This window comes from Cycloclasticus zancles 78-ME, from assembly GCF_000442595.1.
Taxonomy (GTDB): Bacteria; Pseudomonadota; Gammaproteobacteria; order Methylococcales; family Cycloclasticaceae; genus Cycloclasticus; species Cycloclasticus pugetii.
On the sequence record NC_021917.1, the window covers coordinates 2,268,736 to 2,292,081 of the forward strand.

Here is a 23,346-nt window from a genome sequence, read left to right on the forward strand (position 1 = left end):
CTTCTCTCCAAATTTTAGGTTATGCTTTATAAAACAACAGTTCGATTATAGATGCATCGCAGCAATAAATCATCAAATAACATGAAAACTCAATACCTTACTAGCTGTTCCACTGAAGGCTTACACCACCTTGCTTACACCGATTGGGGTAGCAAAGATAACCCCAATATTCTTGTTTGTTCGCATGGTTTAACACGTAACAAGCATGATTTTGATGCACTGGCTAATAAACTATCTACTGAACGTAGAGTCATCTGTTTTGATTTACCCGGCCGTGGTGAAAGTGATTGGTTAAACGATAAATCAGCCTATGATTACAAACAATATATCGTAGATGCTTTAATGATTATTGCTCGAACAGGTGCCAACAAAATTGATTGGCTAGGCACCTCAATGGGTGGCCTATTAGGCATGATGCTCGCCTCGTTGGAAAACTCACCCATTAAATCGTTAATCCTCAATGATGTTGGCCCGTTTATCCCTAAGGCCGCCTTAATTCGTATCGCTAACTATGTTGGCAAACTACCTTATTATGATACAGCCCAAGAGCTTGAGAACTATATGCGAACCACCTACGCTGGCTTTGGAGACCTAAGCGATGAACAATGGAAACATTTGTTACGTTATGGGCAAAAGAAATTAGATAATGGGCAAATAACGCTTAATTATGACCCCAATATTTCTCTCGCCTTTAACCATCAACCCATTGAGGATATCGATTTATGGCCTATATGGAATAATATTCAGCAGCGAGCCTTGATTATTCGCGGCGAAAACTCTGACCTGTTAGCACGCTCAACAACTGAACAAATGCTTGAACAACACCCTAATGCTGAGTTTTTAGAAATACCGAATACAGCCCACTCTCCAGCACTCATGAATAATGCTGATATTCACTCAATTGAACAATGGCTTGATAAAGCCGAACCAAACAGCTTTATCGTTTGAGAGAGACTTATGCCCCTTTGGGTATAAAGCCGAACCAAACAGCTTTATCGTTTGAGCAGGGCTACTATCTTTATACTCTAAACACGGTTAACTCACTATGTTTTTTCTTTCCAGCCATTTAAACAAATGGCCTCGCGCTGGATCTTTCCCTGTTAACAAGTACTCTAGGGTATATCTATTGGACAAGTTAGACTCTAGAAATATTTTTTCTTTTGGCTGCATACAAAATAATATTTCATCATTCACTCTTAACTGCAAATCATTGGCAGGTAATACTTTAATCACCTTCCCCCGACGAAGAACTAACGGAACCATTTTTAACGCGTTTTCTCTGTTCGATGGTTTTTTGTAAATATCGCCTAAACTAACCTCGCCATTATTTGATAGCTTGGCACACACTGCAGGGGCTGTTTTCTTGTCAAGAATATACGTCCTGATGGCTGGAAAATTGCCGCCTACCTCTATTGCGAGTCTATTGGTTATATCTGCAAGTTTTGAGGGGTCATTCTCATACAATAACCTAAGGTGTGCAAAAAAGGATTTCAATAATGGCGCCATCAGCATAAATAAAACCATTCGAGCGATGACTAAACTGGGTTGCAAAATATAGTCTACATCTGCTTTTTTAAACAGCACTTCGTTAACATGTCTGTTTTGCCTGACGATAGAAAACAGCGATGGGTTTTCCCTATTCGCTTGATGTACCATGCTTAAGTTGAACGTATCGTTGTCTGTACCGGCGACTAAACCCACACAGCCCTTCAACCCTGCTTTATTTAAGTTTTCTAAGTTTGCTCTTCCTAAGACAGCGTGATCGGCAATCTCCTCAACATTTTCAACCAGTGGTTCAACTACCGTCAGATCAATCCCTTTTTCACAGAGTTTCTTATAAACAATTTGTCCCATCCGACCATGCCCACACAAAATCCACCGACCTGCTTTCAGTGGGCAAATATTGCGATCCAATGTTGCCCCTGGCTCTCCTGACATCCATTCATTCAATGTATGTACGGTGGGGTTATAAATGATTAAGCTGAGGTAACTTGCAAAAACACGAAATGGATCAACAACATGCGTGTCCCCACCAATGGCTAAAATTTCACTCTCATTTTCTGCTGAGGTTGAACGACAAATAATTTTAATATCAGGCCTTAATATTCTCGCCGACACAGCTACTTTTAGATTAGCTTCTTCATCATTGGACAAAATTAAGACACCGATACACTTATCCCTTTCAATACCAGCATCTAGCAAATAGCGCGGTACCGTTGCGTCTGCGCAAAGCCCCAATACCTTGGATTTATAGTTACGCAAATCGAGCGCTTTAATACGTTCATTGTCCAACTCTAAAACAACCGCGGAAAAGCCTGCATTGGTCAAACCACGCAATAAGAGACTGCCTGTATCTCCAAAGCCACACACCAAATAATAATCTCTGCTTTTTTTTCTAACCGCTCGTATAAACTTCTCTTCAGCAAAAGCCGAATATAAATAGGGATTCTTTAATAAAGAAATTATTTTCCCGACCGTATACAGCCAAGTAATGACACTAATATATAAGCAGCAAATTGCCCATATTCTTTGTGCATCACTAAAGGGCCTAGGTAATTCCCCAAACCCTGTTGTTGTAGCGGTATACGCAAGGAAATAATACGCATGGAAAAACGACATATACGTCGTTTGACCATTTGCATCCGGCAGACCGGGCACTAACACCATCCCTAAAATGCACAAAGCATACACAGATATAAAAATAATAATCGGTGTGCGCATATGGCGCAGCACGATGAACGATACTCTACCCAGTGATGAGCCTGACATAGTCGTACTTTTAACGTCGTGACATAAGTGTTTCTGACACTAACATCACCACAGAAACAATGTTAGCAACCAATGCACCACCTGATAATGAAACAATCACTGAGGTATTGTCTGCCGTCAATCCAGTCTCTGAAATTTGTGTTACATAACCCCACACGAAGGCCCCTGCAAGTAATTGTAAATTAGCGACTATACTTGTCGACAATAAAACAGCACCCACTTGCGAACGATCTCCCAGTTTCAAGCCCATCGCAACAAGGTTAACGAAAATTGTAGCGAATAGCACATAGATATTATGGTCTGTTGGGTTGCCCAACTTACCCAGAAAAAAACCAAAATTCAGTGTCAGTGCTAAAACAATAAAGAAACTGAAAACAACTTTTTCGGCATTCATGCAAACCCTCCAATCTATATTATATAAGTCAATTAGTTTACCCCTAAGGTTTAGGTAATCAAGGGCCTATTGAGGGTTAATTCATTTACCAGCCACCTCACTTCTTTTGATCGACTAAACCTGGCTTCCATGTTTTTAATGCCTGCAAACGATTTTGACACTGCGTCATAACCTCAGCACGTTTTTGCTCCGAAAAAGATACCCATGATGTGATTTCACCAAGCATTCGCCCACAACCAAGACACATGTCGTTTTCATTTAACGTACACTGCCTGACACAAGGGGATTTCATAACCACTCCAACCGTTTCTTTTTTACACATGAAAAAGCCACCGTATAAACGGTGGCTTCTATAATCACATAGCTAAGCTAAGTTGTCAGGTGAAGCTTCAATAAAACTTAACGCTAACTGGCTTTCGCCATAACAAATGACCCCGGTGCAGGTTCTAACTCTGGGTATTTATCTGTCCCTAATTGAGAGGGGGCATCTACTGTTTTATTACCATTAGCTTTCAACCACGCATCCCAATGTGGCCACCAGCTTCCTGGCACTTCCTCCGCTGACTCTAACCAATGCTCAGGCCCTTTACCCAGCTCACCGTCTTTCCAGAAATGACGTTTGTTTTTACTCGCAGGGTTAATAACACCCGCCACATGACCACTTGCCGCCAAAACAAATTCTATCGACTCAGATTTAACCAACTCTGTACCAATAAACGTAGTTTTCCACGGAGCAATATGATCTTCAATAGCCGACAAGAAATACACAGGACAATCAATCTTCCCTAAATCAACCTTAACACCACAAAGTTCAACACCACCCGGTTTTGCCAAATTATTTTCTAAATACATATTGCGCAAATACCATGTGTACATCGCAGATGTCATATTAGTTGAATCACCATTCCAAAATAAAATATCGAATGGAGGTGGCGTTTTCCCTTTTAGGTAGTTATTAACAACATAACTCCATACAAGGTCATTCGCACGTAGCATTGCAAAGGTTGATGCCAGTTGCTTACCCGGCATGACACCGCCTTCTTTTAGTTTGTGTTCATGTTGTTGAACCTGAGACTCATCGATAAATACACCCAATTCGCCCGGGTCAGAAAAATCTAATAAGGTTGTAAAAAATGTTGCTGTTGCTATTGGCTTTTTGCGTTTTGAAGCCAACACAGACATTGTTGTCGCTAACATCGTGCCACCTATACACCAAGAAACCGCATTGATTTTCTTCGCACCAGAAATTTCTTTCACTGCATCAATAGCAGGTATTGTCCCAACAGAAATATATTCATCCCAAGTAACATCACCCAAGGACTCATCTGGGTTTCTCCAAGAGATAATATAAACATCATTGCCTTGTTCTAAACAGTAACGAACATATGAATTATGTTCAGACAAATCAAGAATATAATATTTATTAATGCATGGCGGAATAATTAAAATAGGACGCTCATTCACTTTCTCAGTCATCGGCTTAAAGTGAACCAATTGAATCAGCTTGTTTTCAAACACCACCGAGCCGGGTGTAGTCGCCAAGTTTTCACCTAATGTAAACTTTGACTCATCGGTCATGCTGATACGCCCTTTATCTATATCAGACATTAGGTTTTCAAGCCCTGCAACCAAATTCTGACCATTAGACTCTATGGTTTCTTTCAACACTTCTGGGTTCGTTAAGGCAAAATTAGATGGCGACATCGCATCAATAAATTGGCGCGTGTAAAAATCGCACTTTTGCTTAGTTTTCTCATCCAGCGTTGAGTTTTCAACCAAGCCTGTTAGCCAACGGCTCGATAATAAATAGGACTGCTTCAAGTAATTATGAACGGGGCTTTCTTCCCATTCATCACCTGAGAAACGACGGTCGCCGCGCTCTGGATGAACTGTAGATTGACTCGCTGGATTAAACATATTAATCCAGAGGTTAAATTGATCTTGGTAAAAACCAGACATCGTTTTCACCCACTCTTCAGGACTCTCCATGGCACGTGTAACAATTGTATTCCATGCATTCCCAAACTGAGACAACATTTCTTTTGATTCCGCCGCTGAAAAATCTTTAAACATGTTATGGCCTTTTTCCGCCATTTTCTCAAATATTTCTTGTGGGGATTTATCATCCATTTGCCCGCCTCCAATTTAATTAATCATTTTATTGCGTTGCATCATTGTATGCTTTTTTTTCGCCCTTTACCAGAAAATGGCTACAACGGAATTTTATTGATCATAGTTTTTTTCAGCTAATAGTTCACCATTATCAGACCAAGATTTAAATACACCCGTTCGCTCCCCCTTATCAAAATGACCTTGTTCACGCATTTCGCCGTTTGGCCAATACGCAGTAAAGAGGCCATGATAATTACCCTGTGCAACAGTTGCGGTTAGTGCAATATGCCCTGTTAAATACCATGATGTATGATGGCCTTGCATAACACCTTGAATAAAATCTGTTTCAGAAATTTTCACGCCAGAGGGGTGCCAAATTGTTCGCTTTCCATGCATAACCTCACCGAGGTATTCACACTCCTCTATGAGCTTCCCATCATTATTGTGCTTAAGTTTCACGCTAACGTCTTGACTCATTGTCCATCCTTATATTTTATAGATACAAAAAACGCGCAAGAATGCGCGTTTTTTGTATCTACTAATTTTAAATTTAAGTCTTATTTTTTCAGTGTTTTCAAGCCTTCTTGACTGGCAAAATAAGCTGCTAAATCAACGATATCCTCTTCAGTCAGCGCCGCAACTGAAGCTCGCATAATAGGGTCATTACGTAGCCCCGATTGATATCCTTTTAACGTATGAACCATATAATCTGCATGTTGCCCAGCAATAGTAGGAAACATCGGGCTAGCACTCACCCCACTTACACCGTGGCATGCTGCACAGGCTGTTGACTTTTCTTTGCCTGCTTGAATATCACCCGCTGCTATAGCACTGACAGATACCACAGTAAGCAATACGGTAAAAATCATCTTATTTAATTGTTTCATTTTCTTCCTCGTGATCTTTAATATTAACGTTTATTTTCCGTCTTGCTCAAAATATGCCGCAATATCTTGCATATCTTGCTCTGATAAATCAGCCACATTACCATGCATGGTGGCATGGGTGCGTGTACCGTTTTTATAGGCTTTCATGGCAGTTACCAGATAGCCAGCATGCTGACCACCCAATCTTGGCACATGATAGGTTGGATACGCATTGTTGTAATTTTCCACACCGTGACAACCAAGGCAGGTTTGCCCTTTAATTGTTCCAGCGGCAACATCACCCGCTGCGTTTGCCGTTACAGAAAACGCCATTCCCAACACCAATAAACTTACTAATAATCGCTTCATTGACTCTTTCTCTCTATGATTTTATTAATTCTTCAACATGCCGTGATTCTACTGAAAACAGGCCCATAGCGCTAGCATAAACCCGTTAATCCAACAGATTTCCCTTCCAAATCTGTTAAAATTAACTGAAATTAATTTAACGCTATCGACCTCCTATGTCCAAGATCACTATATACACTTCTTCTTTATGTCCTTATTGCACTCAGGCTAAACGTTTGTTAAATAATAAAAACATTCCATTTACTGAAATTTCCATTGCAAATGACCCAAACAAAAGAGCTGAAATGATACAAAAAAGTCAGCGCTCTACCGTTCCGCAAATTTTTAATGGTGACAAACACGTTGGTGATTGCACAGAAATTTACGATTTAGAAAGTCGCGGAAAACTAGACGAGTTACTCGCTTAATTATCTAGTGACTGAAAACGTTCTAACAAAACAGCGTTTAGATACTTGGTTATGGGCTGCTCGTTTTTTTAAGACACGACGGCTCGCCACCGAAGCGATTTCAGGTGGAAAAATCCACCTCAACGGTCAACGAAGCAAACCCAGTAAAGAAGTTCGCATTGATGATAGCCTGCAAATCCATAAGGCTGGTTATCAATGGACGGTTAAGATTGTCGGCTTAAACCCTCAACGTCGCCCCGCCAAAGAAGCCGTCCTTTTGTACAAAGAAAGCGATGAAAGCCTTCAACAACGTCACGCGCTGAAAGCACTCAATAAAGACATGAACGCCTCTATGCCCCGCTCTGAACGGCCTAATAAAAAACAGCGACGGCAAATTCACCGATTTAAACAAACGGATTAATACAGCGTCTTTATATGCATGAAGGTGGAATAGGTAACCCCGCATATTTATTGGCGTATTTTAATGGTCCGTTTGGAAATAATTTATATAAATAAATAGACGACCCTTTTTCAGCGCCCAATCTCTTCTTGATCGCTTGGCCAAATAATCGCGCATTGGGTTGGTGATTAAATTCATCGTAGTATGCTTGCGCAAAATGAATAATTTCCCAATGCAATGGCGTCAGTAATAGCTCATCTTCTTTCGCCATTGCCTCAGCCACGGCCTCGCTCCAGTCGCTTCTATTCTGCAAAAAGCCATATTCATCGCGTTTTAACTGCACTAACATCAACAGCAAGACCTAACAGGATTATTATTTTCTACTAACTCAACAAAGCCTGCATAATCAACATACCGAATATGCTCATAGCAGCGGTTAACATCAATGCCTCTCGCTTTCATATCAGGGCTTAACGCATAGATCTGAACCTGATCGATAGGTTTAGATAAAATGGACGGTGGCTTTGTAATGACCGTAGCTAAAACAGCTTCTTCAATTAATAAGACAACATCATTTGACATCACTCTTTCAATGCAACTGTCTAGGGCCTCGGTTCTTTTATTAACAATATATAACATCAGATACTGAATACATGGTGTGCTGCATTAAGTTGTTCAACCATCTCATGACGAGAAACCAACGTAGTTTCAATGGTCAGCTGTTCCTTCACTAAGCCCCATTGATCCATTGACTCTTTTTCAACAAACACGTCATTAATATCATATAACGGCAAGGCCTTTAATATAGGTGTCATGTTTTTTAAGGCAATATTTTCAGGCTGCTGGTTTTTAACTAAGGCATTCACAGCTTCACCTTCAAACAAGATAACAACCTTTTGGTCAAAAGCCGCCGCCATTAATGCCATATCTAAAAACTCATGACCTCGCACATTTCCATGAAACCCTTTATTAAAAATAAAAAATAGCGTTTTCACTTCAAGCCCCAAAAGTAACATGACGGTCCGACTCAATAACCGCCTCCATTAACAAACCTAACCCTGCGATTCGAAACCCATCCGCCAAGGCATTTTCGTAACCCGATACTTTGTGAGCGACAGTTTTTTCAAGCAAACCTCTTCGCTGCGCTGATGAAACGCACACCACTAAATCCACACCTTTTTCTGCTTGTAAGGCCGTCCACCTTTTTACAATATCCCTTTCATCACCCGGTGGGCGTGAATCACGGCAGGCATTAAAAATGCCATCATGGTAAAAAAACACCCGGTATATGTCATGCCCACTGGCAATCGCCGCTTCAATAAAGTGCCACGCCGTATCCGCTGCTTGATATTGGTAGGGGCTTGCATTGATCTGAATAGAGATTTTCATTTAACTTGCATTTAAACTCAATTACACTAAAACGGCTTATGAACAAATATCATAATATCATGCGTCGTTTTCTTACCGTACTAATCGCCTCAAGTTTTACATGCATTATTGCGAGTAGCGCCTTTGTTTGGTCTAAAAATAGCCAAGCTAATGAGCGAATTAAATTACCCGACATTGGTAATACATCAAATATCATCATTTCAGGTGAACTTGAAAAGAAACTTGGTAAAGCATTCCTTAGGAGCATTCGACTAAGGGTTCCACTCAGTAACGACCAAGAAATTAATGACTACGCACAACAACTTGGTGACAGGGTCGCTAAATTCAGCGAACAACCTGACCGACAATTTAATTTCTTTGTCGTGCAAGATGATCGAATCAATGCGTTTGCAGGCCCCGATGCTAATATCGGACTAAACACTGGACTTATTTTAGCGGCTGAATCTGAAAGCGAATTAGCGTCAGTCGTTGCTCATGAAATTGGCCACGTTACCCAACAGCATTTACAACGCGCTATTGAATCAGCCAGTCAAATGTCGATGCCCAGCGCAGCGGCTATGCTTGCCGCCGTCGTTTTAGGCGTAACTGTTCCAGGTGTTGGCCCAGCCGCTGTTTTGGCGGTACAAGCTGGGCAAGTGCAACAACAAATTAATTTTACGCGAAGTCATGAAGCTGAAGCCGACCGAGTAGGTGTACAAAACCTTGCCGCTGCTGGCTTTGACCCTAGAAGCATGCCGATTTTCTTTGGTCGACTTCAAACGGCAACCACCCAATACGGTCAAAAAATTCCTGAAATTCTGCTCACTCACCCAGCGCCCGCTTCGCGTATCTCGGACACCGCTGCACGTGCGGAAAAATTCCCTTATAAACAAGTTGAGGACTCCCAAGATTTTCGTTTAATTCGAATGAAAATTCGCGTTAACAAACACCCACAAAACTTAACCGGCGAGTTAATAAACGCCTTAAAGGATGAATCCTCACAAGGCATTACAAAAATTAAAGAGGCGGCTCGTTATGGACTTGCACTCGCCTTAATGAAGGATAGGCAATTTGAAAAAGCACGCGACATTCTCTCTACGCTGACAGAGCAAAACCCCACCCAACTCCATTATTTAACTGCCCTCGCTCTGAATGAATACCGTGACAATAAGCCGCAGCAATCCTTGGCATTACTTGATCAGGGCAAACAACGATTCCCTCAAAGCCGCGCGGTTAATTTATTATATGCCATGGTTCTATTACACAATGGTAAACCGCAACAGGCCTTAACGAACCTCAATGAGGACCTACAAAATTACGAACCGACACCCAATGTGTACGACCTCCTTTCCATCGCATACGGCCAGGTTAACAACCCAGTACGAGGTTTCCAATATAAGGCTGAGTACTTTTACTCGCTTGGGTTAACCAAAGACGCTATTATCCAGCTTGAACAAGCCTTACGAGCCGCTAATAATAATTTTTACTTAAGCAGCCAAATTGAAAACCGTATTAATCAACTTCAAGCCGAACTTAGGGCCCCCAAACTACTGTAACCAATCTATATAACACCCCATGCCTGATTTAACAAAGCCACCTGGTCTGCTAAGACGGTTAGCGATCATCACTTATGATGCGCTATTACTGATTGCCATCTTATTTTTAGCGACATTAGTATTGCTTCCCTTTCAAGATAGTCATTTATTTCAACCAAACTCATGGCTATATTCGCTGTACCTCTTGTCGGTCAGCTTCTTATTTTATGGCTGGTTTTGGACTAAAAGTGGTCAAACGCTGGGATTGCTCGCCTGGAAGTTAAAAATAGCTAATAACAAAGGCCAAAATATTAGCTGGCGACAAGCCTTGATACGTTTCACAATGGCCATTCTGTCTTGGGGGGTTCTTGGCCTTGGTGTTTTGTGGATACTCGTCAATAAAGATCGGCTGAGCTGGCATGACATCGCCTCAAATAGTCGTTTAATTTGGGTAGAAAAGGAGCCTTCAGCCCATTCGCCGGATGGTGAAGGCTGATATACATAATGCCAAGAAAAACGGCAGCGATGCAGCGATAACTGGGTTTAAACCGTACAACACCCCAATATTTCCAAACAGTCTATCAACCAAATTAAACCCTATTCCAATTAACGCACCGATTAAAATTCGCGTGCCAGTACTACCTGCTCGCTTTACCCCTAACACCATCGGGATGGCAATCAAGAGCATAACCAGAATTACAAAAGGCCGAATTAATTTACTGGTCATCGCAACAATAAAATGCGTAGCATCTTGCCCGTTATTGTCTAAAAAGTTGATATAACTGGCTAAGCCCATGATAGATAAACGCTCTGGTTTAACAACAATAACATCAAGCAAACCAGGGTCTAATAACGAGTCTAATTTTGCCGAATCAGACAAGGCAACTTTTACACCGGCATCATTAATGGTGGTTTGCTCAACGCCGCTTAACTCCCACTTATTATCAATAAAACTAGCGGCCTTTGCATGCGTTGCATACTTTAGCTCGTTCATATCCGTCATTTCATAAATACTGACGTCTTTGAGTTCAGCTGAGTTTAAAATTTCACGGATATTTAAATACGTATCACCATCTCGCGTCCAAAAGCCATATTTCGTTCTCAACGCTACTTGTTCATTTTTAGCCGTAAACTTTAGCATTTGAGCCGCTTGTTCAGATACCGGTGCCACCCCTTCGCTAACCAGTAAAGAAACTACCATCAATATCATGCCGACACGCAATGCAGAAAAAATAATTTGCCAACGACTAATCCCTGCCGCTCGCATAGCGGTTAATTCATAATTATTGGCCATTCCACCTAAGGTAATCAAAGCGCCCAACAGAGCCGCCGAAGGCAGTAATTCATAAAAATTACGCGGTGCAATTAATGCCAAGTACTTAAAAATCTCAACTAAACCATATTGACCTTTGCCCATATCGTCTAGCTCATCGGCAAACGTAATGACCAATACCAGTGATAACAAAAAAAGCACCGCCACCGCCGTGCTTTTTAACATTTCTACGGCTATGTATTTATTAACGACCTTCATCTTTTAAACATCACTTTCTTTTTAACATAGCTAACACCGTGCATATTAACCACCATAATTGCTGTAACACCTATTAGCAGTAGATGCACCCACCATATGCCAAACCAAGGTGCCGTTACCCCTTTTACTAACCACGAGTGCGATAAACTCATGAAGTTTTCAAACACAATATAGATCAGCAAAGCCGTTAATAAATTCCCATACATTCCTGCACGTGGCGATACACGGCTAATGGGTACTGCTAATAAGGCAAATGTTATTAAGGCCAACGGCACAGACCAACGCTTTTGCAGTTCACTGATTGCTCTAGGCGACTTCATCGCCATCAACTGAATAGTAGAGGTTTCTTTGGTACCAAATGACACCTGTGCTGACGACTTTTCCGCCACTACAACACCGTATTCCTTAAAATTGGTAATTTTATAATCTGCTTGGCCCGGCACGCCTTCATAACGGTTACCGTCTTTTAGAATAATAAAACGATCGCCTGTGACAGGGTCCACCTTTATTTCGCCACTTTTCGACGAGGTAATCCCCAACTTGCCATGCTGACGATTTTGTATAAATACGTTCAACATCTTGTCGTCGCTGGTTATTTTTTCAACATAAAAAACCAAGTCGCCACGGCTGTATTCATTAAAGCGCCCATCCGTAATGCCGCGAATATCTAGGTTAGCTTGATCGCTTGTCTTCACTCGCTCAATCGCTTGCATTAATGTTGGGGCTGTTACTAATGAGAGGTATATCGTTAAAGCGAATAAGGGGACAACAAAAATAAATATTCCACGATAGATCTGAGTTAAGCCTATACCTGACGAGAACAGTGCCGTCATTTCATGGTCTCGATACATCCGGCCTAACACTAGTAATATCGACAACAACAAAGCCACCGGTAGAATTTTAATCATCAATAGCAACAGGTTAAAGCCAACCAATGACAACACAACATCAGCGGACAACTCACCGGCTGTAACCTTAGAAAACAAACGAACCAATCGCTGACTTAATAAGATAACCGTCAACACCGTCATGACCCCTAACATCATTTTGCTAATTTGAGTCACTAGCAATCGATCAATAATTTTTAATTTAAACGCAGACATCAACAGTGTATTTGGCTTATAGTTAGGCTCATAAATCCATAGAGTTATGGTGTCGTATCCTAACGGAAAAGCCAAACAAAAACATTACTTATCATTCAGAGGTATCCGCATGCAATTCGTTTCAAAAACAGGGTCAATCGATAAACTTTCAACTCCTTGCCTTCTTTTGCCCGTTTTCAGTAAAGGTAAACAGCTTGAAATAACCACCCACTTCGACCAAGCCCATGATGGACAAATAGCTGCCGTTTTAAAACAAGGTGACGCTTCTGGCAAAGCGGGCAATACACTGTTACTTCAAATGCCTGCCAGCAGCAAAATAAAGCGTGTGCTTCTTGTCGGTTTTGGCGAGCAAGGCAACACCTCAGCGGAAGATTACACAAAGGCCATCAGCGAAAGCATCAACTCGCTTAAAAACTTACCGATTAAGGCTGTTTGCTCTACATTATTAGCTGTTGAAGTTAGCGGTAAAGATATCGACTGGAAAGTTCGTCAGTTAGTATTGAAGTCTCGTGAAGCACTTTACCAATACACCGATACGCTCACAACCTCCGCGCCCGATGCCAACATATTAGAAAAATGCCAACTATGGCATACCGATGATTACACTGCAAAAATGATCAACAGTGCTGCAGACACCGCCTCGAGTATCGCTAATGGCATTGACAGCGCAAAAAAATTAGCCAATTTACCCGGTAATATTTGCACCCCAAGCTACTTAGCTGAGACAGCAAAAGAACTTGGCAAACACCACGCATCGCTCAAAGTAACCATTTTAGATGAAGCCAAAATGGAAGCACTAGGAATGGGCTCATTATTATCTGTTTCTAGGGGTTCTCGCCAACCGGCGAAGCTCATTACTATGGAACATAAAGCTGGCCCAAGTTCTCAAAAACCCATCGTTCTGGTTGGTAAGGGCCTCACTTTTGATGCCGGTGGAATTTCCATAAAACCCTCATCCGGTATGGATGAAATGAAATACGATATGTGCGGTGGTGCAAGTGTCTTCGGCGTGATTCAAATGTGCGCCGAATTAAATTTACCCATCAATGTAGTTGGCGTTGTTCCATCATCAGAAAACCTGCCCGATGGTGATGCCAACAAACCTGGTGATATCGTTACCAGCATGGCCGGTCTAACCATTGAAATTTTAAACACTGATGCAGAAGGACGTTTAATTTTATGTGACGCACTCACCTACTCTGCTAAATTTAAACCTGAAGTAGTCATTGATATTGCTACCTTAACTGGCGCTTGTGTAGTCGCGTTAGGAAAACATGCCACCGGCTTACTAGGCAATAACGATAAATTGGCTAACGAATTGCTAGACGCTGGCATTAAAGCCAATGACAAAGCATGGCAATTACCACTGTGGGATGAATACAAACCCCAGCTAAAAAGTAACTTCGCCGATCTCGCTAATATTGGTGGCCCTGCTGGTGGCACTATTACCGCAGCCTGCTTCTTGTCACACTTTACCGAAGATTATAAATGGGCTCATTTAGACATTGCCGGCACTGCCTGGAAATCGGGTACGGATAAAGGCGCAACTGGTCGCCCTGTTCACATGCTAAGCCAATTTATATTGGATCGCTGTTAAACAAGCCATTACAAAATGACCAGAATCGACTTTTATGTACTGCCAGATGACACCCCTGATGCACAGCACCTTTTTGCCTGTCGGCTAGCTCAAAAAGCTAGCAAACAGGGTCATCGCGTGTATATTCATACCGATTCAGAACAACAATCCAAGACAGTGGATGACTTGCTTTGGTCCTTCTCGCCCACCAGTTTTGTACCACATACTATGGACCCAACAAAGTGCGCCAACCACCCAGTGTACATTAACCACACTGGTGACCCGTTAGATATTCACGACGTGCTAATTAACCTTACTGAGAAAACACCCGATTGTTTTGCTCGGTTTGAACGATTTGCTGAGCTTGTTAATCAAAATGAATCAATTAAACAAGCAGGACGGGAGCGGTTTAAGTTTTATAAGAGCAGAGGGTATCGACTGCAGACGCATAAAATTTGATTCTTATTATCGCTGTCGCTAGAGTGTTCATTTCTAGTTAAGGTTTCGCCCTGAAGGCCGAGTTACTCTTTTATCAGTAGCAACAAAAGAATAACCAGAAAAATGCCACCCAAATGCTTTCACCCTGAAGGGTTCCTTCAAAACCAATCCCTAAAATAACTACTGTGGAACTCGCCTACAAAACAGGCTCAAACAGCCACATTAGAACGCTCTACTTTAATGCTTAGTTTTTCAGTGAGAGCAAAAGGGGATATTAAAATCAAGACCGGTTCAGATATGGCTCTAGATTTACCGTCCCTTTATCTCGCAAGTAAATTAGCTGTTTTCGGATAAGTAAGCAGGTTGTCTGAGCGTAGCGAGTTTACCTGCGAGCCCGAAAACTGTTAATTTACTGATATTAGGGCACCCTTTTCTTTGGTTCGTTACTTTTGGGTGAACAAAAGAAATGAACGTCCTCGCGACAGCGAAAAACTATAAACATTACGTATTAAGGAAAACTAACAAACCTTCTTCTTGTAAAATATCATTAAGCTAAAAACTTGCTTACCAATAACCCTACCCTCCCCAACAAAGTTATAATACCGCCTTTAAAAATCAACACCGAACACACACGATGGATAAGACATACACCCCGCATGACATAGAATCTCGCTGGTATCGCCAATGGGAAGAACAAGGTTACTTTGAACCTAAAGGAGGCGACAGTGCTTATTGCATTATGATTCCGCCACCCAATGTAACCGGTAGTTTGCACATGGGGCATGCTTTTCAAGACACCATCATGGATTCGCTCGCACGTTACCACCGAATGAAAGGCCATAACACCTTATGGCAAGCCGGTAGTGATCACGCGGGTATTGCCACCCAAATGGTGGTTGAACGCCAATTAAATGCCGAAGGCAAAACTCGCCACGATTTAGGTCGCGAAGAATTTGTAGAGCGTATTTGGGACTGGAAAGAGCTGTCTGGCAACACCATTACCAAACAATTACGCCGCATGGGTACTTCCTTAGACTGGTCTCGTGAGCGCTTCACCATGGATGAGGGCTTATCAAAAGCGGTTAATGAAGTGTTTGTGAAATTACATGAAGAAGGGCTTATTTATCGTGGCAAACGCCTGGTTAACTGGGACCCTAAGTTACACACTGCCGTATCGGACCTTGAAGTTATTTCGCAAGAAGAACAAGGCCATATGTGGCACATGCGCTACCCTCTCAGTGATGGCAGTGGTGAGATGATTGTTGCCACCACACGGCCAGAAACCATGCTGGGTGACGCCTGTGTTGCGGTTCATCCTAGTGATGAACGTTATCAACATTTAATTGGTAGAACCGTCCATTTACCCCTATGTGACCGTGAAATCCCTATTATTGCCGACGATTACGTCGATCCTGAGTTTGGCACGGGCTGTGTAAAAATTACCCCCGCGCACGACTTTAATGATTACGATGTTGGTCAGCGCCACGATATGCCGCTTATTAATATTTTCACCGTTGATGCCTGCCTTAATGATGATTGTCCTGAGAAATACCGTGGAATGGACCGAGTTACTGCGCGTAAGCAAGTCGTACAAGACTTAGATGACTTGGATTTATTGGTTAAAGTTGAAGACCATAGGTTAATGATTCCACGTGGTGACCGATCAGGCGTTATCATTGAACCTTTATTAACAGATCAGTGGTTTGTAAAAGCCAAACCCTTAGCAGAACCCGCCATTGAAGCGGTTAAAAGCGGCAAAATTAAGTTTGTACCCGAAAACTGGGATAAAACCTATTACAACTGGATGAACGATATTCAGGACTGGTGCATTTCTCGCCAAATTTGGTGGGGCCATAGAATTCCCGCTTGGTACGATGAAAGTGGCAACATTTATGTTGGCCGCAATGAGGCCGAAGTCCGTGAGCAAAATAATCTAGCCGATAGCCTTGCATTATCACAAGATGAAGATGTATTAGACACCTGGTTCTCATCCGCATTATGGCCTTTTTCAACCTTAGGCTGGCCTGACAAAACACCCGAACTGGATACGTTCTACCCCACTAGCGTGTTAGTCACCGGTTTCGACATCATCTTTTTCTGGGTCGCCAGAATGATTATGATGGGCTTAAAATTTATGGATGATGTACCGTTTAAAGAAATATACATTCATGGTTTAGTGCGCGATGCAGAAGGACAAAAAATGTCCAAGTCCAAAGGCAACGTACTCGACCCGATTGATTTAATCGACGGCATTACGCTAGATGACTTGCTTGAAAAGCGTACAAAAGGGCTTATGCAGCCAAAAATGGCCGCTAAAATCGAGAAAGATACGCGTAAGCATTTCCCCGATGGCATCCCCTCTTTTGGTACCGATGCGCTACGTTTTACCTTTGCCTCACTCGCCTCAACTGGGCGCGACATTCGATTTGACTTAAATAGAATTGAAGGCAATCGTAATTTCTGTAACAAATTATGGAACGCCACCCGCTATGTACTGATGAACACCGAAGGCGAAGATACAGGCCTTGGTGCTGAGTTATGTGTATACAGCTTACCCGATCAATGGATTGTGTCACGCCTGCAAAAAACCGAAGCCAGCGTTATTACCTCTATTGAAAAATACCGCTTCGACTTAGCCGCACAGTCGCTATATGAGTTCCTTTGGAATGAATACTGTGATTGGTACTTAGAGTTATCAAAACCTATTTTGCTTGATGACAATAGCTCAGCCGAACAAAAACGCGGAACTCGCCAAACCTTAATTCGCGTACTTGAAGCCGTACTGCGCTTGCTGCACCCGCTGATGCCCTTTATTACTGAAGAAATTTGGCAGCAAATAGCACCACTGGCAGGCAAAACCGGCAATACCATTATGCTACAGGCCTACCCAACACCCGATGACAGCAAAATATCTGCCGCTGCTGAAAGTGATATGCAATGGGTAATGGATTTCGTTATGGGCATTCGTCAAATTCGCGGTGAAATGAATATCCCCCCTAGTAAGCCATTACCTGTACTGTTAAACCACTGTTCAGAACAAGACCAACAGCGTCTTACAGATAATCGTTTATTATTGGAAAAACTAGCACGTATAGAATCCATCACCACATTAAACGCAGCAGATGAAGCACCACAATCTGCTATTGCTCTAGTCGGTGATATGCAAGTGCTAATACCAATGGCTGGGCTAATTGATAAAAATGCCGAGCTAGAACGCTTAAATAAAGAAATTGAAAAGTTTGAAAAAGAGGCATCACGCATCAGCGGTAAATTATCAAACGCTTCTTTTATCGACAAAGCACCCGCTGCCGTTATAGAAAAAGAAAGAGCAAAACAGCTTGATATTACCTCAAAACTTAGCAATTTAAACGATCAAAAAGAGAAAATCGCCACCCTATAACTGTCTTATTAACTAGCTAGGCCGGCCATTCTTCATCGGTCTAGCTAGGCAATACCATTCTAACAACGCCTAACACAGCAAAAATAAACAACAAGGCCAAGATAAACCCAGTCACAATAAACACCTTAGGGTTTCCATATTGAAAATCTCGCCTTCTTCGTGACTCTTTAGAAACCCCCAAAAATGACAACATTGTACTGCCTACCATTTGCCAAAAAGAAGGTGCTAATCCATCATCTTGCTTCATTTTATACTCCTAAGGTCAAATAAATTAAACACATTTTAACACCCCCTAATACCTTATTACTAAAGTCCTTACGATTAAAGACATCAGAATAGGGGCATTAAATTAGCGTCAAATAGAACTCTTGCTAAGCAAGCATAAATCTTCTGCCTATTTAGACAAAGCACGTCCTAATAAAAAATATGAGACAATTAATTCAACAGTTAATTAATTAAAGTCCAGTGGTTCAAACATGGCCAAAAACAAACCCTCCCTCAGCATTGTTATGCCCTGCTTAAATGAAGCAGAGAATCTTAAAACATTACTTCCGCAACTCATCTCAGCCCAACCAAACGCAGACATTTTAGTGATTGATGATGGCTCAACAGATGCATCTAAAGCCATCTGCGAACAGCATGGCATAAAAGTTATCTCCCACCCGCATTCATTAGGCAACGGAGCATCAATTAAAACAGGCGCACGCAACGCAACTGGCGATATTATTGTATTTATGGACGCTGATGGGCAACATGATCCTGATGATATTGAGCGCTTACTTTATAAATTAGCTGAAGGGTACGACATGGTGGTTGGAGCGAGACAATCAAGCTCCCACGCTTCAACAAAAAGAAAGCTAGGCAATGCTATATTTAATAAGTTGGCTTCTTTTATGACAGGCCAGAAAATAGAAGACCTTACCTCTGGTTTTAGGGCAGTTAGAGCACAACACTTTAAAAAGTTCTTATATTTATTACCAAATGGGTTCTCATACCCCACCACTTCCACCATGGCTTTTTTTCGTTCAGCCCTACCAGTTGCCTACATTCCTATAAAGGCAGGTAAGCGTGAAGGCAAAAGCAAAATAAAATTACTCAAAGACGGCTTGCGCTTTTTTATTATTATCTTAAAAATTGGCGCGCTTTTCTCACCCATGCGTTTGTTTTTACCCGCAAGCGTCGTCTGTTTTCTTTTCGGTGTCATCAATCACATTGATAGCTATCTATCTTCAGGCACATTCAGCAATGGTAGTTTATTTTTGTACGTTGCTTCCGTATTTATTTTCTTAATGGGAATATTGTCTGAGCAAATATCATCATTACACTATAGAAACTCTGAAAACGTAGATAGCTAATAGCCTTTCTATTTATTTGTAATGAATGTTCTATTTATATCTAGGGCTCACCCACCAACCATTGGTGGTATTGAAAACCAAAACGAAGCCTTAGTTCGTCACCTTTCTAGCTTGGTAAGATGTCAGACGATTATTAATCGACACGGCAAAAAAGCGCTTCCTTTATTTATTCCTTGGGCCGTCATTACCGGCTTAATTAAAATTAAAAATGCAGATCAAGTTTTGCTTGGTGACGGTGTCGCAGCTATTGTGGGTTGGTTTCTTAAGTCGTTTTCTAATAAACCAGTCAGTTGCATTTTGCATGGGCTAGACATTACTTGGAATAACTCTGTTTATCAAAAATTTTGGATCTGCTTTTTTTTCAAGAAAATAGATTATTTTATCGCTGTCAGCCATTCCACAAAAGATATCGCTATAAGTGCGGGCATTCCTGCTGAAAAAATATCAGTCATCCCTAATGGTGTAGAAAAGTCTGCCCTCATTCCGTTATCAAAAAGAAAACTACAACAGCGCCTGCAAATAAATTTAGACAATAAATTTACATTACTTTCATTAGGTCGTTTAGTAGAAAGAAAAGGCGTTCACTGGTTCATAAAGAACGTTATGGTTCACTTACCAAAAGATATTATTTATCTTATTGCTGGTGATGGACCTAATAAAGATAAAATCAACTCCTTAATAAAAAAATTACACTTAGAAAACAACGTCTATTTATTGGGAGAAGTCGATAATCAATTAAAAGAAACCCTCTTCACCCACAGCGATTTATTTATACAAGCAAACATTCCAATAAAAAACGATGTTGAAGGCTTTGGCATCACCCAATTAGAGGCCGGTCTTTGCGGCTTACCTTCCATATCATCTAACTTAGAAGGTATTAAAGACGCAATACAAGAAAACAAAAATGGCTGGTTAGTTGAGCCATTAAATGCAGAAGCATTTATAAGCCATATTTTAGAAAAAAAAGCGTTACTAAAAAAAGAGCCACAAATAATCAGCAATCGCGTCGCTGAATACTGCTTTGAAAATTTCGAGTGGCCACGAATTGCTATGCGTTATAGAGAAAAAATTACTAATATTAACCCTACTCGTTAAGCAGCCTAGTTTTACCCTAAAACTTCTTAACAGATGCTAAGTGAAAAACTTGGTACTGCCATTTTAAAGGCCATACACATAGGGCTAACGCCTGAAAAAAACGAGGCAACATATACTTCCAACCATTTAGCAAAACCCAAGAAAACGTAACCACATGCAAATCCTTCCAACGATGATTAACAACAAGCCCCGCTGAATTAAACAAATCATTCCATTCACCAAGCGTCCTAACCTCCTCTTTAGCATCTACTTGATACGTACCACTAAACAACCTCAACTTACGGGTTAGAAAATCTTTATTCGGAACTAAAATAACAAATTTTGCTGTTGGTTTTGCAACACGAACCATCTCTTTTAAAGAGTCAACTGGATTTATAAAGTGCTCAAGTGAACCTAGACAAGTAACCACATCAAAACTATCACTATCAAATGGTAACCTCTCCGCTGAACAAGCGTGAAACTCTCCCTGTGGCAAAATAGTCTTACAAGCATTAACCGCTTTATCAGACAGGTCCACACCACTAACCTTAGCTCCAAAAGTATTACAAGCTCGCAAAAACTCACCTGTACCGCAAGCTATATCAAGCACATTATCATTTGGAGTAATTCCTAGTTTTTTTGCAAGACGCAACTGGTGAGGAGATGTTTTAACGCTATGTTCTATTTTTTCGTAATAAACATTATCATAAAACTCTTTAATCTCATGTTCTTCTTGTCTTTGCTTCATTTTTTAACCTTTATTAAAACCCTTTTTGGTCTCATAAGTGCCTTGAAGATAATAAAGACCCGAAACATACTTAACCAACACTTTAGATATTGAATAAGGAAGTATAGTTCTAGTAATGCATCGCTCTAACATACCAACCAATGCAGGCAACATTGGTTTAATTAATATCACTAACGATTTAAGTAAATATGGAGAGTATCTAACATCGGCTTTTATGTAAGCCAACTTGGAGTATTCATCCGGATATTTTTCAATAAATCGCGTGGAAGAGTTTTTACCAGCTCCATACAACTTCTTCACCACAGATGACAATGAAAGTTGATCATTATGGTTCACCACAACCTTCTCTGCTAAAGAAATTTTAGCGCCGATCTTTATTAGCGAAAGAAATAAATCCCTATCTTCAAAGCCGAAGTGGTAGCTCTCATCAAAACCACCAACCGATTTAAACTTATTTCTTCTTACCATAAAAACTTGAGTCGTCATGCTTGAGTGCTCACCTTCATAAAATCTATCTGCTCGATCTCGCGCTACTTCATTTTGATACTTCGCCCAAAAATCACCCTGCGGCGCATAAATTTGTCCAAAGCACACATCGTAACCTTTCTCATACTCTTTCAATAATAAGGCAAGAGCACTTGCTTTCGCTAATGAACAATCAGCATCTAAAAACAAAATCACTTCACCATTACCTGCAATGGCACCTTGATTCCTCGCCACACTACAGCCACTATTTTTTTCAAGCCTGACCAAACTAACAGTCGAAGTGTTTTCTTTAGGTATATCTAAACTAACCGGTACCTCTGAACCATCATCAACAATATAAACATGAAAACACCAGTCATTAGGTAATTGTTGCTTAAAAATTGACGTTAATGTTCCTAACAAATACGGGTTATCATTGTAAACAGGTATCACAATATCAAGTACTTTTTTTGAATGATTACATTTTGAATCAATAGCCATCTACCGGGTTTCTAAGTAACGTCGATATGTTAAACGAAGGCCATCAATCAGTGTTGTTGAAGCATTCCAACCTAATGAAGTCATACGACTTACATCCAACAACTTACGCGGTGTTCCATCGGGCTTTGACGTATCCCATTTTATTTTGCCTTTATAACCGATAATATCAACTAAAATAGCTACCAACTCGTTTATAGAAATATCAGACCCAGTACCGATATTAACTTGGCTATTTCGCGCTGGTAAAGACTGCTTATACTCCATCTTTCCAAGACTCATCAGCATAACGCACGCTTCAGCTAAATCATCAACGTATAAGAACTCTCGCATCGCACTCCCCGTCCCCCATATTTTCAACGCCTTATCGTTATTCGTCTTTGCCTGATGAATACGCCTAATTAACCCAGGAATAACATGACTGTTTTGCAAATCATAATTATCGTTTGGCCCATATAAATTCGTCGGCATCACTGCACGAAAATCCGTGCCATATTGACGGTTATACGATTCACATAGTTTAATACCAGCAATTTTAGCAATCGCATACGGCTCATTCGTCGGCTCAAGCTCACCTGTTAACAATGCGGATTCCTGCATCGGCTGTTCAGCTAATTTAGGATAAATGCATGAACTTCCTAAAAACAACAACTGCTTTACCTGCGTTTTATACGCTTGATGAATCACGTTAGTTTGCACCATCAAGTTTTCATAAATAAAATCTGCTGGGTATTCATTATTGGCAAAAATCCCACCTACTTTGGCTGCTGCCAACACCACGTAATCAGGCTTTGCCTGCACAAAAAACTCGGCTACTGCCTGCTGGTTTAACAAATCCAGCTCACCACGTGTTTTTTTAATAATATTTCGAAAACCTTTTTTATTTAGCTCTCGAATAATGGCTGAACCCACCATTCCACGGTGACCTGCAACATAAATTTTTGCCGACTTATCCATGT

27 protein-coding genes are annotated in these 23,346 nt (G+C 41.1%); 10 read left to right on the forward strand and 17 right to left on the reverse strand.

Features of this window, described 5'->3' with window-relative positions:
• Positions 1 to 81 precede the first annotated feature (81 nt).
• Positions 82 to 948, forward strand: coding sequence for an alpha/beta fold hydrolase (locus CYCME_RS10855; RefSeq protein WP_020933041.1), 867 nt, complete (start codon positions 82 to 84; stop codon positions 946 to 948).
• 87 nt (positions 949 to 1,035) lie between these two features.
• Here CYCME_RS10855 and CYCME_RS10860 read toward each other — a convergent pair whose 3' ends face one another.
• From CYCME_RS10860 to CYCME_RS10890, 7 genes are all read right to left on the reverse strand, one after another.
• Positions 1,036 to 2,769, reverse strand: coding sequence for a potassium channel family protein (locus CYCME_RS10860; RefSeq protein ID WP_020933042.1), 1,734 nt, complete (start codon positions 2,767 to 2,769; stop codon positions 1,036 to 1,038).
• A gap of 10 nt (positions 2,770 to 2,779) precedes the next feature.
• Entirely contained in the window at positions 2,780 to 3,163 is a 384-nt protein-coding gene (locus CYCME_RS10865; protein WP_015005226.1) for a DUF6394 family protein, read from the reverse strand.
• Between the two features lie 97 nt (positions 3,164 to 3,260).
• The gene (locus CYCME_RS10870) at positions 3,261 to 3,455 is read right to left on the reverse strand and encodes a DUF1289 domain-containing protein (protein WP_223253188.1); all 195 of its coding nucleotides are present in this window, start codon (positions 3,453 to 3,455) and stop codon (positions 3,261 to 3,263) included.
• Positions 3,456 to 3,568: 113 nt separating this feature from the next.
• Positions 3,569 to 5,293: a PHA/PHB synthase family protein gene (locus tag CYCME_RS10875; RefSeq protein ID WP_015005224.1), complete on the reverse strand. Its 1,725-nt coding sequence runs from the start codon at positions 5,291 to 5,293 to the stop codon at positions 3,569 to 3,571.
• A 93-nt stretch (positions 5,294 to 5,386) separates the two neighbouring features.
• Positions 5,387 to 5,752, reverse strand: a complete 366-nt coding sequence (locus CYCME_RS10880; protein ID WP_015005223.1) for a toxin-antitoxin system YwqK family antitoxin — start codon at positions 5,750 to 5,752, stop codon at positions 5,387 to 5,389.
• Between the two features lie 80 nt (positions 5,753 to 5,832).
• Positions 5,833 to 6,162 (reverse strand): c-type cytochrome, encoded by a 330-nt coding sequence (locus CYCME_RS10885; protein ID WP_015005222.1) that lies wholly within the window; start codon positions 6,160 to 6,162, stop codon positions 5,833 to 5,835.
• A gap of 30 nt (positions 6,163 to 6,192) precedes the next feature.
• A complete protein-coding gene (locus CYCME_RS10890; RefSeq protein WP_015005221.1) occupies positions 6,193 to 6,510 on the reverse strand; it encodes a c-type cytochrome in 318 nt (105 codons plus the stop codon).
• A 155-nt stretch (positions 6,511 to 6,665) separates the two neighbouring features.
• On the opposite strand from CYCME_RS10890, the gene grxC reads away from it, so the two are divergent.
• Positions 6,666 to 6,917 (forward strand): glutaredoxin 3, encoded by a 252-nt coding sequence (gene grxC, locus CYCME_RS10895; RefSeq protein ID WP_020933044.1) that lies wholly within the window; start codon positions 6,666 to 6,668, stop codon positions 6,915 to 6,917.
• A gap of 7 nt (positions 6,918 to 6,924) precedes the next feature.
• Complete coding sequence (locus CYCME_RS10900) at positions 6,925 to 7,317, forward strand: RNA-binding S4 domain-containing protein (protein ID WP_020933045.1); 393 nt, start codon at positions 6,925 to 6,927, stop codon at positions 7,315 to 7,317.
• Between the two features lie 10 nt (positions 7,318 to 7,327).
• Here the strand turns inward: CYCME_RS10900 and CYCME_RS10905 are convergent, their stop codons facing one another.
• Genes CYCME_RS10905 through tusD form a run of 4 tightly spaced genes read right to left on the reverse strand, consistent with a single transcriptional unit; the run spans position 7,328 to position 8,685 of the window.
• Complete coding sequence (locus tag CYCME_RS10905) at positions 7,328 to 7,645, reverse strand: TusE/DsrC/DsvC family sulfur relay protein (protein ID WP_015005218.1); 318 nt, start codon at positions 7,643 to 7,645, stop codon at positions 7,328 to 7,330.
• Positions 7,645 to 7,935, reverse strand: coding sequence for a sulfurtransferase complex subunit TusB (gene tusB / locus CYCME_RS10910; RefSeq protein ID WP_015005217.1), 291 nt, complete (start codon positions 7,933 to 7,935; stop codon positions 7,645 to 7,647). Before tusB ends, CYCME_RS10905 begins: the two co-directional genes overlap by 1 nt.
• Positions 7,935 to 8,291, reverse strand: a complete 357-nt coding sequence (gene tusC / locus CYCME_RS10915; protein ID WP_223253189.1) for a sulfurtransferase complex subunit TusC — start codon at positions 8,289 to 8,291, stop codon at positions 7,935 to 7,937. Before tusC ends, tusB begins: the two co-directional genes overlap by 1 nt.
• 1 nt (position 8,292) lies before the next feature.
• On the reverse strand, positions 8,293 to 8,685 hold the full coding sequence (gene tusD, locus CYCME_RS10920; RefSeq protein WP_015005215.1) for a sulfurtransferase complex subunit TusD: 393 nt from the start codon (positions 8,683 to 8,685) through the stop codon (positions 8,293 to 8,295).
• A gap of 38 nt (positions 8,686 to 8,723) precedes the next feature.
• On the opposite strand from tusD, the gene CYCME_RS10925 reads away from it, so the two are divergent.
• Both CYCME_RS10925 and CYCME_RS10930 read left to right on the forward strand, forming a co-directional pair.
• The gene (locus tag CYCME_RS10925) at positions 8,724 to 10,220 is read left to right on the forward strand and encodes a M48 family metalloprotease (RefSeq protein ID WP_223253190.1); all 1,497 of its coding nucleotides are present in this window, start codon (positions 8,724 to 8,726) and stop codon (positions 10,218 to 10,220) included.
• Between the two features lie 19 nt (positions 10,221 to 10,239).
• Positions 10,240 to 10,695 carry an RDD family protein gene (locus tag CYCME_RS10930; RefSeq protein ID WP_020933046.1) on the forward strand — a complete coding sequence of 152 codons (456 nt, stop codon included), beginning with the start codon at positions 10,240 to 10,242 and terminating at the stop codon, positions 10,693 to 10,695.
• Here the strand turns inward: CYCME_RS10930 and lptG are convergent.
• Together lptG and lptF are read right to left on the reverse strand one after the other, a co-directional pair.
• A complete protein-coding gene (gene lptG, locus CYCME_RS10935) occupies positions 10,666 to 11,697 on the reverse strand; it encodes an LPS export ABC transporter permease LptG (protein ID WP_020933047.1) in 1,032 nt (343 codons plus the stop codon). The genes CYCME_RS10930 and lptG overlap by 30 nt on opposite strands.
• A gap of 29 nt (positions 11,698 to 11,726) precedes the next feature.
• Positions 11,727 to 12,833 carry an LPS export ABC transporter permease LptF gene (gene lptF / locus CYCME_RS10940; RefSeq protein WP_016390915.1) on the reverse strand — a complete coding sequence of 369 codons (1,107 nt, stop codon included), beginning with the start codon at positions 12,831 to 12,833 and terminating at the stop codon, positions 11,727 to 11,729.
• A 109-nt stretch (positions 12,834 to 12,942) separates the two neighbouring features.
• Here lptF and CYCME_RS10945 point away from each other — a divergent pair, with 109 nt between their 5' ends.
• The 3 genes from CYCME_RS10945 (at position 12,943) to CYCME_RS10955 (ending at position 18,247) form a co-directional block, all read left to right on the forward strand.
• A complete protein-coding gene (locus tag CYCME_RS10945) occupies positions 12,943 to 14,430 on the forward strand; it encodes a leucyl aminopeptidase (protein WP_020933048.1) in 1,488 nt (495 codons plus the stop codon).
• Positions 14,431 to 14,445: 15 nt separating this feature from the next.
• A complete protein-coding gene (locus CYCME_RS10950) occupies positions 14,446 to 14,868 on the forward strand; it encodes a DNA polymerase III subunit chi (protein WP_020161792.1) in 423 nt (140 codons plus the stop codon).
• A gap of 613 nt (positions 14,869 to 15,481) precedes the next feature.
• Positions 15,482 to 18,247: a valine--tRNA ligase gene (locus CYCME_RS10955; RefSeq protein WP_020933050.1), complete on the forward strand. Its 2,766-nt coding sequence runs from the start codon at positions 15,482 to 15,484 to the stop codon at positions 18,245 to 18,247.
• Positions 18,248 to 18,287: 40 nt separating this feature from the next.
• On the opposite strand, the gene CYCME_RS10960 is transcribed toward CYCME_RS10955, so the two are convergent.
• Positions 18,288 to 18,494, reverse strand: a complete 207-nt coding sequence (locus CYCME_RS10960) for a DUF2970 domain-containing protein (RefSeq protein WP_020933051.1) — start codon at positions 18,492 to 18,494, stop codon at positions 18,288 to 18,290.
• 229 nt (positions 18,495 to 18,723) lie between these two features.
• Between CYCME_RS10960 and CYCME_RS10965 the strand changes: the two genes are divergently transcribed.
• Complete coding sequence (locus CYCME_RS10965) at positions 18,724 to 19,602, forward strand: glycosyltransferase family 2 protein (protein WP_020933052.1); 879 nt, start codon at positions 18,724 to 18,726, stop codon at positions 19,600 to 19,602.
• Between the two features lie 21 nt (positions 19,603 to 19,623).
• Positions 19,624 to 20,697, forward strand: a complete 1,074-nt coding sequence (locus tag CYCME_RS10970; protein ID WP_020933053.1) for a glycosyltransferase family 4 protein — start codon at positions 19,624 to 19,626, stop codon at positions 20,695 to 20,697.
• Positions 20,698 to 20,713: 16 nt separating this feature from the next.
• On the opposite strand, the gene CYCME_RS10975 is transcribed toward CYCME_RS10970, so the two are convergent.
• From CYCME_RS10975 to CYCME_RS10985, 3 genes are read right to left on the reverse strand one after another with little or no spacing between them, the layout of a single operon-like run.
• Positions 20,714 to 21,424: a class I SAM-dependent methyltransferase gene (locus tag CYCME_RS10975; protein WP_020933054.1), complete on the reverse strand. Its 711-nt coding sequence runs from the start codon at positions 21,422 to 21,424 to the stop codon at positions 20,714 to 20,716.
• Positions 21,425 to 21,427: 3 nt separating this feature from the next.
• Complete coding sequence (locus CYCME_RS10980) at positions 21,428 to 22,390, reverse strand: glycosyltransferase family 2 protein (RefSeq protein WP_020933055.1); 963 nt, start codon at positions 22,388 to 22,390, stop codon at positions 21,428 to 21,430.
• Positions 22,391 to 23,344 carry a GDP-L-fucose synthase family protein gene (locus CYCME_RS10985; RefSeq protein ID WP_020933056.1) on the reverse strand — a complete coding sequence of 318 codons (954 nt, stop codon included), beginning with the start codon at positions 23,342 to 23,344 and terminating at the stop codon, positions 22,391 to 22,393.
• Between the last annotated feature and the right edge of the window lie 2 nt (positions 23,345 to 23,346).